This is a genomic window from Pseudomonas aestiva (assembly GCF_039908605.1).
Classification (GTDB): domain Bacteria; phylum Pseudomonadota; class Gammaproteobacteria; order Pseudomonadales; family Pseudomonadaceae; genus Chryseomonas; species Chryseomonas aestiva.
The window spans coordinates 172,923-188,830 of sequence record NZ_CP150916.1 but is presented as its reverse complement, the minus strand read 5'-3'; the positions used below and the strand labels follow the sequence as shown (position 1 = coordinate 188,830).

At 68.5% G+C, this 15,908-nt stretch carries 13 protein-coding genes; 3 read left to right on the top strand and 10 right to left on the bottom strand.

Going from position 1 to position 15,908, the window contains the following annotated elements; all coding sequences use genetic code 11:
• Nucleotides 1-105: 105 nt before the first annotated feature.
• Genes AABM56_RS00910 through glcD form a run of 5 tightly spaced genes read right to left on the bottom strand, consistent with a single transcriptional unit; the run spans nt 106 to nt 6,527 of the window.
• A complete protein-coding gene (locus tag AABM56_RS00910) occupies nt 106-2,280 on the bottom strand; it encodes a malate synthase G (RefSeq protein WP_133860373.1) in 2,175 nt (724 codons plus the stop codon).
• Nucleotides 2,281-2,317: 37 nt separating this feature from the next.
• Nucleotides 2,318-2,722: a heme-binding protein gene (locus AABM56_RS00905; protein WP_133860372.1), complete on the bottom strand. Its 405-nt coding sequence runs from the start codon at nt 2,720-2,722 to the stop codon at nt 2,318-2,320.
• Complete coding sequence (gene glcF / locus AABM56_RS00900) at nt 2,719-3,969, bottom strand: glycolate oxidase subunit GlcF (RefSeq protein ID WP_133860371.1); 1,251 nt, start codon at nt 3,967-3,969, stop codon at nt 2,719-2,721. Before glcF ends, AABM56_RS00905 begins: the two co-directional genes overlap by 4 nt.
• 12 nt (nt 3,970-3,981) lie before the next feature.
• Nucleotides 3,982-5,028, bottom strand: coding sequence for a glycolate oxidase subunit GlcE (gene glcE / locus AABM56_RS00895; RefSeq protein ID WP_133860370.1), 1,047 nt, complete (start codon nt 5,026-5,028; stop codon nt 3,982-3,984).
• Nucleotides 5,028-6,527, bottom strand: coding sequence for a glycolate oxidase subunit GlcD (gene glcD / locus AABM56_RS00890; RefSeq protein WP_133860601.1), 1,500 nt, complete (start codon nt 6,525-6,527; stop codon nt 5,028-5,030). The genes glcE and glcD overlap by 1 nt, the downstream gene beginning before the upstream one ends.
• A 208-nt stretch (nt 6,528-6,735) precedes the next feature.
• Here glcD and glcC point away from each other — a divergent pair, with 208 nt between their 5' ends.
• The gene (gene glcC, locus AABM56_RS00885) at nt 6,736-7,503 is read left to right on the top strand and encodes a transcriptional regulator GlcC (protein WP_133860369.1); all 768 of its coding nucleotides are present in this window, start codon (nt 6,736-6,738) and stop codon (nt 7,501-7,503) included.
• A gap of 146 nt (nt 7,504-7,649) precedes the next feature.
• Entirely contained in the window at nt 7,650-9,014 is a 1,365-nt protein-coding gene (locus AABM56_RS00880) for a hemolysin family protein (protein ID WP_133860368.1), read from the top strand.
• Nucleotides 9,015-9,026: 12 nt separating this feature from the next.
• Here the strand turns inward: AABM56_RS00880 and AABM56_RS00875 are convergent, their stop codons facing one another.
• Together AABM56_RS00875 and AABM56_RS00870 are read right to left on the bottom strand one after the other, a co-directional pair.
• Nucleotides 9,027-10,928, bottom strand: coding sequence for a diguanylate cyclase (locus AABM56_RS00875; protein WP_347883792.1), 1,902 nt, complete (start codon nt 10,926-10,928; stop codon nt 9,027-9,029).
• Between the two features lie 188 nt (nt 10,929-11,116).
• A complete protein-coding gene (locus AABM56_RS00870; protein WP_263259655.1) occupies nt 11,117-12,004 on the bottom strand; it encodes a M23 family metallopeptidase in 888 nt (295 codons plus the stop codon).
• A gap of 348 nt (nt 12,005-12,352) precedes the next feature.
• On the opposite strand from AABM56_RS00870, the gene AABM56_RS00865 reads away from it, so the two are divergent.
• Nucleotides 12,353-13,153 carry an AraC family transcriptional regulator gene (locus AABM56_RS00865; RefSeq protein WP_133860365.1) on the top strand — a complete coding sequence of 267 codons (801 nt, stop codon included), beginning with the start codon at nt 12,353-12,355 and terminating at the stop codon, nt 13,151-13,153.
• A gap of 9 nt (nt 13,154-13,162) precedes the next feature.
• Here the strand turns inward: AABM56_RS00865 and AABM56_RS00860 are convergent, their stop codons facing one another.
• The 3 genes from AABM56_RS00860 to phoU form a co-directional block, all read right to left on the bottom strand.
• Entirely contained in the window at nt 13,163-14,062 is a 900-nt protein-coding gene (locus AABM56_RS00860) for a M23 family metallopeptidase (RefSeq protein ID WP_133860364.1), read from the bottom strand.
• 77 nt (nt 14,063-14,139) lie between these two features.
• Nucleotides 14,140-15,060: a response regulator gene (locus AABM56_RS00855; protein WP_133860363.1), complete on the bottom strand. Its 921-nt coding sequence runs from the start codon at nt 15,058-15,060 to the stop codon at nt 14,140-14,142.
• A 72-nt stretch (nt 15,061-15,132) separates the two neighbouring features.
• Entirely contained in the window at nt 15,133-15,858 is a 726-nt protein-coding gene (gene phoU / locus AABM56_RS00850; RefSeq protein ID WP_007161478.1) for a phosphate signaling complex protein PhoU, read from the bottom strand.
• Between the last annotated feature and the right edge of the window lie 50 nt (nt 15,859-15,908).

Below are 15,908 nucleotides of genomic sequence, written 5' to 3'. Positions count from 1 at the left end.
TAAAAATTCGCCAGTGGCAAGGGAAGAGGCGGTGGTCGGAGGACCGCCGGCACCGCTCCGTGCAGAAGCGGCTCCCGCCAGCGCCGGACGGGAGCCCTGGCCGGATCAGGCGCTCGCTTTCTTCTTCAGGCGCCAGGCGTGCAGCAGCGGCTCGGTGTAGCCGCTGGGCTGCTCGCGGCCCTTGAAGATGAGGTCGCGGGCGGCGCGGTAGGCGTAGGAGCTGTCGAAGTGGCCGGCCATGGGTTCGTAGAGCGCATCGCCGGCGTTCTGGCCATCGACCACCCTGGCCATGCGCTGCAGGGTCTCGTCCACCTGTGCGGCCGTGACCACGCCGTGGTGCAGCCAGTTGGCGATGTGCTGGCTGGAGATGCGCAGGGTGGCGCGGTCTTCCATCAGGCCGACGTCATGGATGTCGGGCACCTTGGAGCAGCCCACGCCCTGGTCGACCCAGCGCACCACGTAACCGAGGATGCCCTGGCAGTTGTTGTCCAGTTCCTGCTGGATGGCTTCGGCGGACCAGTCCGGCGACTCGGCCACCGGCACGCTGAGCAGCCCGGCGAGCAATTCGCCACGGGCGGCGTCGACGTCGCTGCGTTCCAGCTCCTGCTGCACCTGCTGGACGTTGACTTGGTGGTAATGCAGGGCGTGCAGCACGGCGGCGGTGGGCGACGGTACCCAGGCGGTGTTGGCGCCGGCCTTGGGATGACCGATCTTCTGTTCCAGCATGGCCGCCATCAGGTCGGGCATGGCCCACATGCCCTTGCCGATCTGCGCCTTGCCACGCAGGCCGCAGGCCAGGCCGACCAGCACGTTGTTGCGCTCGTAGGCGGTGATCCACTTCGAGGTCTTCATGTCGCCCTTGCGCAGCATGGGCCCGGCCAGCATGGCGGTGTGCATCTCGTCACCGGTGCGGTCGAGGAAGCCGGTGTTGATAAAGGCCACCCGCGCCGCGGCGGCGGCGATGCAGGCCTTGAGGTTGACGCTGGTGCGGCGCTCCTCGTCCATGATGCCCAGCTTGACGGTGTTGGCCGGCAGCCCCAGCAGGGCCTCGACGCGGTCGAACAGCTGCACGGCGAAGGCCACCTCGGCCGGGCCGTGCATCTTCGGTTTGACGATGTACACCGAGCCGCTGCGGGAGTTGCCCTGGCGCTTGAGGTCGTGCATGGCGATGGTCACGGTGACCAGGGCGTCGAGGATGCCTTCGGGGATCTCGCGACCGCCCTCCAGCAGCACCGCCGGATTGGTCATCAGGTGGCCGACGTTGCGGATGAACAGCAGCGAGCGCCCGTGCAGGCTCAGCGGCTGGCCGTCGGCGCCTTGATACTCGCGATCGGGGTTGAGGCGACGGGTAAAGGTCTCGCCACCCTTGCTGACCTCTTCGGCCAGATCGCCCTTCATCAGGCCCAGCCAGTTGCGATAGGCCAGCACCTTGTCGGCGGCGTCCACCGCGGCGATGGAGTCTTCCAGGTCCATGATGGTGCTGACCGCGGCTTCCATGAGCAGGTCCTTGACCCCGGCGGCGTCGGTCTTGCCGATGGTGCTGGCGCGGTCGATCTGGATCTCCAGGTGCAGGCCGTTGTGGCGCAAGAGCACCGCGGACGGCGCGGCGGCATCGCCCTGGTAGCCGACGAAGGTGGCTGGATCGGCCAGTTCGCTGGTGCCGCTCCTGAGGTCCACCACCAGGCGACCGTCCTGGATGCGGTAGGCGGTGGCGTCCCGGTGCGAGCCACTGGCCAGGGGCGCCACGCCGTCCAGCACCTGGCGGGCGAAGGCCACCACCTTGGCGCCGCGGGTGGGGTTGTAGCCCTTGCCGCGCTCGGCGCCCTCGCTCTCGGGCAGGGCGTCGGTGCCATAGAGGGCGTCGTACAGCGAACCCCAGCGCGCGTTGGCGGCGTTCAGGGCGTAGCGGGCGTTGAGCACCGGCACCACCAGCTGCGGACCGGCCTGCTCGGCGATCTCGCGGTCGACGCCGGCCGTCGAGGCCTGCACCTGGCCGGGGACCGGTTGCAGATAGCCGATGCCTTCGAGGAAGGCCTGGTAGGCGGGCAGATCGGTGACCGGACCGGGATGGGTGCTGTGCCAGGTGTCCAGCTCCACCTGCAGGCGATCACGCTCGGCCAGCAGTTCGCGATTGCGCGGCGCCAACTCGTGCACCAGGGTGTCCACGCCCGACCAGAAGGCGGCGGTGTCGAGCCCGGTGCCGGGCAGCACTTCCTCGTCGATGAAACGCTGCAGTTCGGTGGCCACCTGCAGGCGGCCCAGGGTAGTGCGGTCGGTCATGATGGCTTTCCTTGATAACGAAACTGTCGAGAGAGGGTTAACCCAGTGCCGCGATGGCGGCCTTGGCGACCTGCGCATCTTCCGGGGCCTTGACGCCGGAGACGCCAACCGCGCCCACCACCTGGCCGTCCACCAGGATGGGTACCCCGCCTTCGAGCATGCCCTGCATCAGCGGAGCGCTGAGAAAGGCGGTGCGGCCGTTGTTGATCATCTCTTCCAGCACCTTGGACTCCTTGCGCGCCAGGGCGGCGCTGCGGGCCTTTTCCGGAGCGATGTAGGCGCTGTTCGGCGCGGCGCCGTCGAGGCGCAACAGCGCCAGCGGATGGCCGCCGTCATCGGCCACGGCGATGCACACGGCCCAGCCCTGGCGTTCGGCTTCGGCGCGACCGGCGGCCAGCAGGGTGTTGATCTCGGCAAGGGTGAGCACGGCTTTGGTGTTCATGGGGCCTCCAGGGTTAAGGGTTGGGTCGGAGCGGCCAGGGCCGCGTCGAGGATTTCGATCCAGTGGCGTACCGGGGTGCGCCCGGCGCTGTCGAGATGGCTCTGGCAACCGATGTTGGCGGTGGCGATCACCTCGGGGTGACCACTCTCCAGGGCATCGAGCTTGGCGTCGCGCAGCCGCCGCGACAAGTCCGGCTGGGTCAGCGAATAGGTGCCGGCCGAACCGCAGCAGAGGTGACCGTCCGGCACCGGCGCCAACGGAAAGCCTAGGCGCTGCAGGACGCCTTCCACGGCGCCACCGAGGCGCTGGGCGTGCTGCAGGGTGCAGGGGCAATGGAAGGCCAGCCGCGGGGTGTTCTGCAGCTGCAGCTCTTCCAGCGGCAGCTCGCGCAGCACCTCCACCAGGTCGCGGGTGCGCGCCGAGACTTCCCGCGCCTTGGCGGCATAGGCCGGGTCGTCCTTCAACAGGCTGGCGTATTCCTTGACGAAGGCGCCGCAGCCGCTGGCGGTCTGGATGATGGCTTCGGCGCCGCCCTGCAGCGCCGGCCACCAGGCATCGATATTGCGCCGGGCGCGATCGAGGCCGGCTTCCTGGGCATTGAGGTGATAGTCCACCGCGCCACAGCAACCGGCGCGGGGCGCGGCGTCCAGGCTGATGCCGAAGCGATCCAGCACCCGCGCGGTGGCGGCATTGGTATTAGGCGACAGCCCAGGCTGCACGCAGCCTTCGAGGATCAGCATGCGCCGGGCATGGCGCGGTGCCGGACGCATGCCCGGGGCGGCGATGCGCGCCGGCAGCTTGGCCTGGACGCCGGCCGGCAGCAGCGGCTTCAGCGCCTGGCCGCCTTTCAGCAGGGCGCCGAACAGCCAGGGCTGCGGCAGCACCTGGCGCAGCCCGGCGCGCAGCAGGCGCTGGCCCAGCGGCCGCGGCACCCGGCGCTCCACCTCGGCGCGGCCGATGTCGAGCAATTCGTGATAGGAGACGCCCGAGGGACAGGTGGTCTCGCAGTTGCGGCAGGTCAGGCAGCGGTCGAGGTGCTCGCGGGTCTTCTCGCTGACCTCGCCGCCTTCGAGCATGCCCTTGATCAGATAGATGCGCCCACGCGGACCGTCCAGCTCGTCGCCGAGCAACTGGTAGGTCGGGCAGGTGGCGTTGCAGAAGCCGCAGTGCACGCAGCTGCGCAGCACCCGCTCGGCATCGGCGGCACGGGGCAGTTCACGGGCGGCGGGACTCAGATTGGTTTGCATGATGTCTTTCCCCTACAGCCCGGCGTACAGCCGACCCGGATTGAAGATCCCCTGGGGGTCCAGGCGCGCCTTGAGGCGGCGGTGATAGTCGAGCAGCGCGGCGGGCAGCGGATGCTGGGCCTCGCGCTCGGCGTCCGGCGTGTAGCACAGCGCATGGCCACCGGCACGCTCGGCGATCTCGCGCAGAACCGTGGCCGGGGCATCGCTCTTGAGCCAGTACTGGGCACCGCCCCAGTCCAGCAAGAGGCTGCCGGGCAGCTCCAGCAGCGGGGTATTGACCGGTACCGACAGCCGCCACAGCGGCCTGGGGTCGTCGAAGAAGGCCAGCCGCTGTTCGTTGAGCTCGTCCCAGAACGTCTCGCCCAGGGCTTCACCGCCCAGGCGATCGACGGCCGAGCGCACCGAGCCCTCGCCGCCCTCCAGGCGCAGCTGCAGCCGCTGGCCGTCATGGCAGGCCGCCGAGATCGGCAGGGCTTCGCGGCCCCAGACGGCGAGGCGCTGCAGGGCGCGCGCGGCGTCCAGTTCCAGGCTCAGACTCTGGCTGCAACGCGGCCGGGGCAGCACCTTGAAGGACACCTCGGTGATCACCCCCAGGCAACCCTGGCTACCGGCCAGCAGGCGAGAGACGTCGTAGCCGGCGACATTCTTCATCACCTCGCCACCGAATCTCAGGTGCTCGCCGGTGCCGGTGAGCAACCGAGTGCCCAGGACGAAATCCCGCAGGCTGCCGGCCCAGGGCCGGCGCGGACCGGAGAGGCCGCAGGCCAGGGTACCGCCGACCGTGGCGCCCTCCCCCAGCCGTGGCGGCTCGCAGGGCAGCATCTGCCCCCGCTCGGCCAGGGCGGCATCGAGTTCGGCCAGCGGCGTGCCGGTACGGACCGTGGCCACCAGTTCGGTGGGGTCGTAGTGCACCAGACCGCAGTGGCCGCTGACGTCCAGCGGCTCGCCCTCGACCGCACGCCCCAGGTGGGCCTTGGTGTCGCCGCCATGGATGCGCAGCGGCTGGCGACGGACCAGGGCCTCGCGGACCTGGTCGAGGAGCAGTTCCAGGCTGTCCATCAGAAGCGCTCCAGTTCGGGGTGGGGCAGTTGGCCACGATGCACGTGCAGGCCACCGAATTCGGCGCAGCGGTGCAGGGTCGGCACGTTCTTGCCGGGATTGAGCAGCCCGGGGGCATCGAAGGCGGCCTTCACCGCGTGGAAGAAGAGCAGTTCGCCGGACTGGAACTGGGTGCACATGGCATTGATCTTTTCCCGACCCACGCCGTGTTCACCGGTGATGGTGCCGCCCACCGCCACGCAGAGGTCGAGGATGCGACCACCCAGGGCCTCGGCCTGCTCCAGCTCGCCGGGCCTATTGGCATCGAAGAGGATCAGCGGATGCAGGTTGCCGTCGCCGGCATGGAAGACATTGCCCACCGCCAGGCCGTATTCCGCGGACAGCGCCTCGATGCCGCGCAGTACCTCGGGCAGGGCGCGGCGTGGAATGGTGCCGTCCATGCAGTAGTAGTCGGGCGACAGCCGCCCCACCGCGGGAAAGGCATTCTTGCGCCCGGCCCAGAATTTCTGCCGCTCGGCCTCGTCGCGGGCCAGGCGGATCTCGGTGGCGCCGGCGGCGGCCAGCAGGCTGCTGACGCGCTCGATGTCGGCGGCCACGTCGGCTTCCACCCCGTCCAGCTCGCAGAGCAGGATGGCCGCGGCGTCCACCGGGTAGCCGGCGTGGATGAAGTCCTCGGCGGCTCTCAGGGTCAGGTTGTCCATCATCTCCAGCCCACCGGGGATGATGCCGGCAGCGATGATGTCGGCCACCGCCGCTCCGGCGCGTTCGATGTCGGCGAAGCTGGCCATCACCACCCGGGCACAGGGCGGCTTGGGCAGGAGCTTGACGGTCACCTCCACCACGACGCCGAGCAGGCCCTCGGAGCCGGTGAACAGCGCCAGCAGGTCGAAGCCGGGACTGTCCAGGGCGGCGCTGCCCAGGGTCAGGCGCTCGCCCTCCAGGGTAACGATCTCCACCGCCAGCACGTTGTGCACGGTCAGGCCGTATTTCAGGCAGTGCACGCCGCCGGCGTTCTCGGCCACGTTGCCACCGATGGAACAGGCGATCTGCGACGAGGGATCGGGGGCGTAGTAGAGGTCGTGGGGCGCCGCAGCCTGGGAGATGGCCAGGTTGCGCACCCCGGGCTGGACCCGGGCACGGCGGCCATCGGGGTCCACGTCGAGGATGCGATTGAAGCGCGCCATCACCAGCAGCACGCCCTGCTCCAGTGGCAGGGCGCCACCGGAGAGACCGGTGCCGGCACCGCGCGCCACCAGGGGCACGTTCAGTTCATGGCAGAGGCGCAGGGTCGCCTGCACCTGCTCCACCGTTTCCGGCAGCACCACCAGCAGCGGCGTGGTGCGATAGGCCGCCAGGCCATCGCATTCGTAGGGCTTGAGGTCTTCCCTGTCGTGCAGCAGGCAGTGCTCGGGCAGTTCGACACGCAACCGCTGCAGCAGTTGCGCCTTGTCCGGGCGGGGCAAGGCGCCGTCGAGACGTTCGTCGTAGACCAGGCTCATCGGGTAACCACCCTTGTTGTTGTTCTGGCTGGAGAGGCTTTGTTGTACCCCGACTGCAACCAGGGCGTCCATGACCCAGCGCACTGGTCATACCAGTTTTTACGCCCTCTTAGACCAAAGGATTAGCAGGTTTCAGCCTGCTTGACGGCAAATCCGGCCGATGGCTCACTAGGATGAAACCTCGTGGTCATACCAGCAGGAAATCCTTATGTCCGCACCCGTCGCCCGCCTTCCCGTCGCCGAGAACGTCAGCCAGCAGATCGAACGGCTGGTGGTGGACGGGGTGCTCAAGGTCGGACAGTCGCTGCCCTCCGAGCGCCGCCTGTGCGACAAGCTCGGCGTCTCCCGCACCGCCCTGCGCGAGGGCCTGGGGCTGCTGCGCGCCCGTGGCATCATCGAGACCCGCCACGGCCAGGGCAGCTTCGTCGCCCGCCTGGCGGCGCCGGCGGCGGAGAATCCGCTGCTGCACCTGTTCAGCAGCCAGCCGCGCACCCTCTATGACCTGCTGGAAGTCCGCGCCCTGCTGGAAGGCGAGGCCGCGCGCCTGGCCGCGCTGCGCGCCACCACCGCCGACCTGGTGCTCATCGGCCGCCGCTACGACGAGCTGTGCGCCGCCTGCCAGGATCCGGCCAGCCTGCCGGCGGAAACCCACGCCCGCCTCGACCACGCCTTCCACCTGGCGATCAGCGAGGCCTCGCACAACCCGGTGCTGGTGCACACCCTGCAATCGCTCAACGAGCTGCTGCTGGGCTCGGTGTTCGCCTGCATCGCCAATCTCTATCATCGGCCACCGCAGCGCCGCGAAATCGACGCCCAGCATGCCCGCCTCTATGCCGCCGTGAGCCAGCGCCTGCCCGACGAAGCCCATGCCGCCGCCCGCGAGCACATCCACAGCGTGAGGGACAGCCTGCGCGAGATCGAGCAGGAAGAGCAGCGCCTGGTGCGGGCCACCATGCGTCTGGAAGGCTGGACCTAGCGAAAAAGGCCCGCTGGCAAACATCGGCGCCAGAGCCACTGTCCGTCAGCCCAGGGTGCGCCCCGTCCCTCCACCGGGCGCAACATCTTGCAACTGCCCTGCCCCGCCCCCATGCTTAGCCGACCTTTCTGCAGCTCTCGGCCCTAATGGACCCTTCCACCAGTCTCGCCTCGACGTTGTTCGCCGATCTCGGCCTCGTGTTCTTCGCCTTCTTCCTCGTGCTGCTCAACGGCTTCTTCGTCGCCGCCGAGTTCGCCATGGTCAAGCTGCGCGCCACCCGCGTGGAAGCCATCGCCAAGAAGCATGGCTGGCGCGGGCGCATCCTCAAGAAGGTGCACAACCAGCTCGACGCCTACCTCTCCGCCTGCCAGCTCGGCATCACCCTGGCCTCCCTGGGCCTGGGCTGGGTCGGCGAGCCGGCCTTCGCCGAATTGCTCGAACCCCTACTCGGCGCCGTCGGCGTCAGCAGCCCCGAGGTGATCCATGGCATCGCCTTCTTCTCGGCGTTCTTCATCATCTCCTACCTGCATATCGTGGTCGGCGAGCTGGCGCCCAAGTCCTGGGCGATCCGCAAGCCCGACCTGCTCTCGCTGTGGACGGCGGTGCCGCTGTACCTGTTCTACTGGCTGATGTACCCGGCCATCTGGCTGCTCAACGCCAGCGCCAACGGCATCCTGCGCATCGCCGGCCAGGGCGAGCCGGGCGCGCACCACGAGCACCACTACAGCCGCGACGAACTCAAGCTGATCCTGCACTCCAACCGCGCCACCGACCCGGACGCCCGGGTGCTGGCCTCGGCGGTGGAACTGGGCGAGCTGGAGGTGGTGGACTGGGCCAATTCCCGCGAAGACCTCATCTACCTGGACAGCAAGGCCAGCCTGGACGAGATCCTCACCCAGATCCGCCGCTCCAAGTACAGTCGCTACCCGGTCTATGACGAAGACAGCCAGACCTTTACCGGGGTGCTGCACATCAAGGACCTGCTCCTGGCCATCGCCGGCCTGGACAGTGAAGCCGCCTCCTTCGACCTCGACGACCTGGTGCATCCGCTGGAGCGGGTGACCAAGCACATGCCGCTGTCCGACCTGCTGGAGCAGTTCCGCCGCGGCGGCGCGCACTTCGTGCTGGTGGAGGAAGCCGACCACAAGGTCATCGGCTTCCTGACCATGGAAGACGTGCTCGAGGTCCTGGTGGGCGACATCCAGGACGAACACCGCAAGACCGAGCGCGGCGTGGTCGCCTACCAGCCGGGCAAGCTGCTGGTGCGTGGCGACACCCCGCTGTTCAAGGTCGAGCGGCTGCTGGGCATCGACCTGGATCATGTCGAGGCCGAGACCCTGGCCGGGCTGATCTACGACAGCCTGAAACGCGTTCCGGAAGAGGAGACGGTGCTGGAGGCCGAAGGGCTGCGCATCATCGTCAAGAAGATGAAGGGCCCCAAGATCGTCCTTGCCAAGGTCATCAAGCTGGACCCCAAGGACGTCCGCCGACGCCCGCCGGAAGAGCGCTGAGGGCGCGCGGCTTCAGCCGCGTCCGCTGCCCAGCTCCGGCAGGCCATCGCCCAGGCAGACACGATTGCGCCCGCCGCGCTTGGCCGCATAGAGCGCCCGATCGGCGTCTTCCAGGAGCCCCAGGCCGTGTTCGAGATTGCTCGGCACGGTCACCGCGACCCCGATGCTGATCGACGGCCGCAGGCGTCCGTGCTCGGTCTGCAATTCCAGCGCCGCCACGTCCTTGCGGATGCGCTCCGCCAGCGTCCGGGCGGCGACCTGGTCGCTCCCGGGCAGGGCGATGACGAACTCCTCGCCGCCATAGCGCGCCGCCACCTCCCCCGCCCGCTGGACGTGCTGGCGCAACACCTCGGCCACGCACCTCAGGCATTCGTCGCCCAGGGTGTGGCCATGGGTGTCGTTGACCGCCTTGAAGTGGTCGATGTCCACCAGCAGCACCGCCAGCGGCAGTTCGGCACGGATGGCGCGGCGGATCTCCTGCTGGAAGAGGCGCTCGAAATGCCGGCGGTTGCCGAGTCCGGTCAGGGGATCGGTCTGGCTCTGGTGCAGCAGTTCGCGATTCAGTCGTTCCAGGGAAGCCTTGGCCTGCTGCAACTCCACGGTGCGCAGCGCCACCCGCAACTCAAGCTCGACAAAGGAGGCCTCGCGCTCCCGGGCCAGCGCCGTGGAGGCTTCCAGGGCCTGTCGTTGGGCCTCGATTCGCGCCCGCCGCTGCAGACTCAGGCCCTCGGTGAGCCCCAGCGACAGCATCACGAAGCCCAGGGCGAAACCGGCCATCTGCCCATGGAAGGCCGGACTGTCCGCGGCCAGCCAGCCGGCCACAGCCAGCAGCTGGATGGCGCTGCCCAGCAACAGCAGGGCCCAGGCGGCGCTGAACCACAGCGCCATGCGGCTGCCGCGCAGCGCCAGGTAGGTGGTGGTGCCCAGCAGGCCCAGGCAACTCAGCGCCATCATGCCGAGCATTTCCTGAAAGCTCAGCAGGTCCGGCCAGATTAGCGTGACGACCAGCGCCACGTTCCAGTAGCCGATCAGCAGGCGATTGCCGAAATCGATCCAGCGACCGCCGTGATAGAGACTGAGCAGATAGCGCACGAACAATCCGCCACTCAGAAAGCACAGGGCGGCGAAGGCCAGGTGCGCGCGCAGAGCGAAGGCCGGGCTCTCCGGCCAGAGTTGCCAGGCGCCATAGCCGCTGGTGACCGCCTGATAGCCGATGACGCTGAGCAGATAGAGGGCATACCAGCCAAAGCCCGAACGGCGGCCGAAACCCCACAGCGTGAGGGTCAGCAGCAGGATGGTGATCAGGCAGCCAAAGAAGCTGCCGACCAGCCAGGCATCCTGCTGGGCCTCGCGCAGATAGGTGGCCGGGGTGACCAGGCGCAGCGGTAGGACGAAGGTCTCCCGCGAATCCAGCCGCAGGTAGACCTCCTCCACGGCGCCCGCGGTCGGCGCCAGGGCGAACATCAGCTGGCGCCCGGGCAGCGCCCGTTGCGTCGCCAGCAGCGCCAGGCCGCTGCGCTGCAGCGGACTCCAGCGACCATCGGTAGCGCGGGTGCGCAGGTCCAGGCGATCCAGCACCGGCCAGGTCGGAATCAGCCACCAGGCCTGGTCGTCGCGGCCCTGGATGGCGAAGCGCAGCCAGAGGCCCTGGCGACCGTCATGGAGCAGCATTTCCAGCTCATCCGGCGCATGCCAGCCGTCCTCGCCACCGCTTGGGCGCGCAGCGGCCTCGGCAAAGGTCAGACTGGCGGGCGCCTTGAGAATCTCCAGTGCCGGGCGGGGATCGTAGCTGCGCGCCGGATCGTCGAGCCGCAGCACCTGCGCCTGGCCGTCGAGGGCGATCAGCAGCAGGACCAGCAGGTGCAAAGCCCGATTGCGCCCACCGGCGCACAGGGCGGCCAGGAATCCTTTCATGGGGCGGCATCCGTAGCCTGAAGGAAGGAAAGGCCGCGGTAGAGCCCGCGCCCTGGAGGAAATAGCGTGGTGATAGCATAACGCCACCAGACCTGTTCCTGCCAAGGGATTTCTATCGGCGACAGGGTGCCTGGGCCCTGGATGGGCCCGGTGGCGTCAGCCGGTCTGGAACGCCCTTAAGCGCGGACTCAGCGGTCGCCCAGCGCCATGTTGGGCAGGGCCGCCAGCGGTCGCACGAAACGGAAGGGAATGGAGACCATTTCACCGCCCGTGTGGGCCTGGACGACGAAATGCAGATGGGGACCGGTGCTGCGACCGGTGTTGCCCGACTCCGCCAGGGGCGTGCCGATCTCCACCCGCTCGCCGGGTCGCACCTTGACCGAACCACGGCGCAGGTGCAGGTAGGCGCTCTGGCTGCCGTCCTCGTGGGCGATGCGCACGAAGTTGCCGGAGGGGTTGGGACCATGGCCGAACTGGCCGTTTTCGACGTCGATCACCGTGCCGGCCCGGGCGGCGCTGATCGGCGTGCCCTCGGGCATGGCGATGTCCACGGCATAGCGGCCCTTGGGCGTGTGGTGACTGAAATCGCCGCCCGCGCCCTGGGTCACGTAGTAGACACCCTGGCGCCAGGGCCAGGCGTAACCATAGCCGATGCCGTTGTCGGCAGCACCTGCGACATCCGTCGCCAGCGGCGGCAGGGTGCCGACCGGCAGCTGCGGACTGTAGCTGAAGGCCTGTTCGAAGTGCATGGGAAAGCCCTGCTGGCGCTTGCGGATCACCGCCAGCTGCACCGTGGAGCGGGGCTCGATGACCTGGCGGATCGGGCGCTCGGCACCGGCCACGTTGACGGTGCGCTGCAGGCGCAGCTCGACCCGCACGGGTACGTCGAAATCGTTGCGAACCTCGAAGATGCGGCCTTCACTGGCATTGCGTACCTTGAGCTTGACCTGCCCCTTGCGGGCCGGGCTCTTGGCGGAGGTCTTGGTCAGGGTCGCCTTTTCGGCCGCCGGCGCGAGGGCGGGCATGGCCAGGGCGAGGGTCAGGCAGGAGATCAGGGCGGTCAGGCGTCGGTCCATGGCATAGGGCCACCATGATGGGCAAGGACAGAACCTAACAAAGCCATGCAGACTGGGCGACGGCCAAACCCCGGCTTTGTGAAGCCGCTGGCAAAGCATCGACGCAAATAAAAAAGCGTGGCACTCAAATCCCTGTGCCACGCTGCCACCGATCGGACGGTAGTTCAATACAGGCCTGATGGTTCAGGCAGGTCAGCCAAGCGGCGGGTGTTCTGTGCGACACTCCCGCGAGAGGCAGGTTTGCGGCGTGCAGAGGGGTCACCCCTGGGCGCGCCCGATGCTCCGGCCATAGTGCTGCAGGTTAGGCCCTGGCACCTGGACCCGGCCCAACCGAAACGGACAGCTGTTATGCAGGAACAGACAATCGACCGAGCGCGGAGCGTAGTGGCGGATGCCCCCATCCCGCCTGCCGGTCCCCTGGTGTCCCAGCTCAGCACCTTCGCCCATGGCCAGGTGTGGCCGCCGCATGTGCACGATCAGGCGCACCTGATGTACACGGTCAACGGCGTGCTGGAGGTCACCACCCACGAAGGGGTCTGGTACGTACCGCCCAAGCAGGCGATCTGGATTCCGCCACGCATCGAGCACCAGGCGCGGGCCAATGGCGAGGCCACCCTGCAGGTGGTGATCATCGAATTGCCGAGCGGCCTGCCCTGTCCCCAGGCGGCCACCCGCATGGTGCTCATCTCGCCGCTGCTGCGCGAATTGTTGCGCTGCCTGAGACGCGGCGGCGCTTCCTACGGCGAGGCCGAGCTGGGCAGCCACGTACGGGCGCTGATGCTGGCGGAGCTGGTGTTTCTCGAAGAGACCGCCCTGCACCTGCCGGCGCTGGCCGACCGGCGCCTGCGGGCCATCCAGACCAGTCTGCACGCCGATCCCGCCGACGACACGGCACTGGCGACTTGGGCGCAGCAGCTGCACCTCTGCTCGCGCAGTCTGGCGCGGCTGTTCCTCAAGGAAACCGGCACCAGCTTTTCCACCTGGCGCCAGCACACCCGGCTGATGCTGGCCCTGCCGCGACTGGCCGCCGGCGAGCCGGTGACCCGGGTGGCCCTGGACCTGGGCTATGCCTCGCCCTCGGCCTTTACCCGGATGTTTCGCCGGGTACTGGGCGTCTCGCCCAGCGAGTACCTCGACGCCCAGGGCTGACCCCGGCGCTCAAGGTCCGCCGACGGCGAAGTTCGGTAGGCTGTCCACCGCCTGGGCGAAGCGGAAGGGAATGGATTCGACCGCTTCGCCGGTGTTGCGCTGGACCACGAAGTGCAGGTGCGGCCCGGTGCTGCGTCCGGTGTTGCCGGAAGACGCCAGCGCCTGGCCCGGGCGCACCCATTGGCCTTCGGCGACCTTGATCGAACCGCGCTGCAGGTGCAGGTAGACACTCATGGTGCCGTCGTCGTGGAGGATACGGACGAAGTTGCCGGAGGGGTGATTGCCGCGCCCGTCCTGGTCGTTCTCCACCTCCACCACCTGACCGGCGCGCGAGACCACGATGGGCGTGCCCTCGGGCATGGCGATGTCCACCGCATAGCGACTCTTCGGCGTGTTGTGGCTGAAACCACCGCCGGCGCCCTGGCTGACGTTGAAGGGTCCGCCCAGCCAGGGCAGCGGATAGGCGAAACCGGAGGCGAAGACCGGTGTGGCACTGCCCATCAGGGTGGTGAGCTGCGGGGTATAGCGTTGCGGACGCCCCGGATCGGGCGCGATCAGCGTCGCCAGGCGCGTCAGGCTGCGCGCCGGCAGGACCTTGCGGATGGGCGCCTCGCCGACGCCGCTGACATTCTGCAGCGCCGAGAGGCGCAGGGTGACGGTCACCGGCAGGAAGCTGTCGTTGCGCACCTCCAGCACCGTACCGCCGGCATAGTGCCGCGGCTGCAGCTTGACCCGCTGGTCGAGTCGCTCGATGGGGTCGTCACTGAAGGTCATCACCTTGGCGCCCTTCTGCGCCTTGTCGGTGTAGGTGACCACGCCGTTGCCATCCACGTACTTGTAGATGGGCGCCGCCAGGGCGGGACCCGAAAGGACGAGTGACAGTAGCAGCAGGCGACAGGCAAGTGGCATGGGCAAGGCGTCAGAAAGCCGCGGTGTCGCAGTGCGAAGCAGTCTCCGTGCCAGCCTCTGCATGGCGCCGCCCTGCCCTAGGCGCCCGGCACGTAGTGCCGCTGGGCGGTGCCCTTGGCGATCAGTCGCGACAGGTAGTCGAGCTTGGCCGGGTCACGGTCGATGAAGCGGAAGTTGACCTGCACCCACTCGCTGGCCGGGGTCGCTTCCACCGCGCTGAGGGAATGCAGGTAGCCATTGAGGCGCGCCACGTCGCCACCGTCTTCGCCCTGCTCCAGGTCGAGCACGGCGGTTTCCAGGATCTGCGGCAGCGGGTCGCCACGGCGGACCACCAGCAGGGCCTCCTTGATGCTGATGGCCTTGATCAGGCAGGCCATGCTGGCGTTGGGCAGGCGCAGCTGGCCCTGGCCAAAATTGGCGGCGGGCTTGCCGCGGGCGGGTGGCGGCGGCGCGCCGCCGGTGAGCAGGGCGGCACTGGAGGTGGCAGCCGGGGCCGCCACCGGGGCGGCGACCGGCTGGACCACGTCGCTGCGGCCGGCGGTCAGGGCGCCGAGGGAGTCATTGGCGAAGCCGGTGGCCGGGCGTGGCTGGGCGCCGGCCTGCAACTCGGCGAGCTTGCCGGTGCGCTGCAGGGCCTTCTTGACCTTGGCCGCCAGCTGTTCGTTGGAGAACGGCTTGCCCATGTAGTCGGACACCCCGGCCTGGATGGCCTGGACGACGTTTTCCTTGTCGCCGCGGCTGGTGACCATGATGAAGGGCACGCCCTTGTGGTCCGGCTGGGCACGAAACCAGCTCAGCAGTTCCAGACCGGTCATGCCGGGCATTTCCCAGTCGCAGAGGATGAGGTCGAAGCGCTGCTTGCCGAGCAGCGTCTGGGCGCGGCGACCATCGGCCGCCTCGTCCACCACCAGCCCGGGAAACAGGTTGCGCAGGCCCTTCTTGATCAGATCGCGAATGAAGGGCGCATCATCCACCACCAGTACGTTCAACTTGCTCATCGGTCACTCCATGCCAAGTCTTCCAGCATAGCAGGCAGGTCCGGGACGCCACCCGGGGAGTGACCGGGCGGATCATTCGCGCGACCGATTGACCTCTTCGGCCATGCGCTTGAGGCCCATGTGCCGTACGTCGGTGCCCTGCACCAGGTAGATCACCAGTTCGGCGATGTTGCGCGCGTGGTCGCCGACCCGCTCCAGGGAGCGCAGCACCCAGATGATGCTCAGCACCCGCGAGATGGAGCGCGGGTCCTCCATCATGTAGGTGGCCAGTTCGCGCAGCGCGGACTTGTATTCACGATCGATCAGCTTGTCGTACTGGGCCACCGAGAGCGCCAGTTCGGCGTCGAAGCGGGCGAAGGCGTCCAGCGCCTGATGGACCATCTTGCGCACCTGTTCGCCGATGTGGCGGACTTCGACGTAGCCGCGCGGGGCCTCGCCGTCCTCGGTCAGCTCGATGGCGCGGCGGGCGATCTTGGAGGCCTCGTCGCCGATGCGCTCCAGGTCGATCACCGACTTGGAGATGCTGATGATCAGGCGCAGGTCGGAGGCCGCGGGCTGCCGGCGGGCCAGGATGCGCAGGCATTCCTCGTCGATGCCGCGTTCCATGATGTCGATCTGGTCGTCGATGGTGCGCACCTGGCGCGCCAGGCCGGCATCGGCGTCGATCACCGCGCGCACGGCGTCGCTGACCTGCTTTTCCACCAGACCGCCCATGGCCAGCAGGTGGCTGCGGACCTCTTCCAGTTCGACGTTGTATTGCTGGGAGATGTGCTGCGTGTGGCCTTCTTTGTTGATCATGCTTTCAGTCCTGCCTGAGAGGAGCGAGTCGCCGGGTGGGGCACCGGCCT

What these genes read in the sequence shown, in the direction of transcription:
- AABM56_RS00910 (WP_133860373.1), bottom strand. Translation starts at nt 2,280, where the DNA reads ATGACCGACCGCACTACCCTGGGCCGCCTGCAGGTGGCCACCGAACTG.
- glcF (WP_133860371.1), bottom strand. Translation starts at nt 3,969, where the DNA reads ATGCAAACCAATCTGAGTCCCGCCGCCCGTGAACTGCCCCGTGCCGCC.
- AABM56_RS00875 (WP_347883792.1), bottom strand. Translation starts at nt 10,928, where the DNA reads ATGAAAGGATTCCTGGCCGCCCTGTGCGCCGGTGGGCGCAATCGGGCT.
- glcE (WP_133860370.1), bottom strand. Translation starts at nt 5,028, where the DNA reads ATGGACAGCCTGGAACTGCTCCTCGACCAGGTCCGCGAGGCCCTGGTC.
- AABM56_RS00865 (WP_133860365.1), top strand. Translation starts at nt 12,353, where the DNA reads ATGCAGGAACAGACAATCGACCGAGCGCGGAGCGTAGTGGCGGATGCC.
- AABM56_RS00860 (WP_133860364.1), bottom strand. Translation starts at nt 14,062, where the DNA reads ATGCCACTTGCCTGTCGCCTGCTGCTACTGTCACTCGTCCTTTCGGGT.
- glcD (WP_133860601.1), bottom strand. Translation starts at nt 6,527, where the DNA reads ATGAGCCTGGTCTACGACGAACGTCTCGACGGCGCCTTGCCCCGCCCG.
- AABM56_RS00880 (WP_133860368.1), top strand. Translation starts at nt 7,650, where the DNA reads ATGGACCCTTCCACCAGTCTCGCCTCGACGTTGTTCGCCGATCTCGGC.
- AABM56_RS00855 (WP_133860363.1), bottom strand. Translation starts at nt 15,060, where the DNA reads ATGAGCAAGTTGAACGTACTGGTGGTGGATGATGCGCCCTTCATTCGC.
- AABM56_RS00870 (WP_263259655.1), bottom strand. Translation starts at nt 12,004, where the DNA reads ATGGACCGACGCCTGACCGCCCTGATCTCCTGCCTGACCCTCGCCCTG.
- AABM56_RS00905 (WP_133860372.1), bottom strand. Translation starts at nt 2,722, where the DNA reads ATGAACACCAAAGCCGTGCTCACCCTTGCCGAGATCAACACCCTGCTG.
- glcC (WP_133860369.1), top strand. Translation starts at nt 6,736, where the DNA reads ATGTCCGCACCCGTCGCCCGCCTTCCCGTCGCCGAGAACGTCAGCCAG.
- phoU (WP_007161478.1), bottom strand. Translation starts at nt 15,858, where the DNA reads ATGATCAACAAAGAAGGCCACACGCAGCACATCTCCCAGCAATACAAC.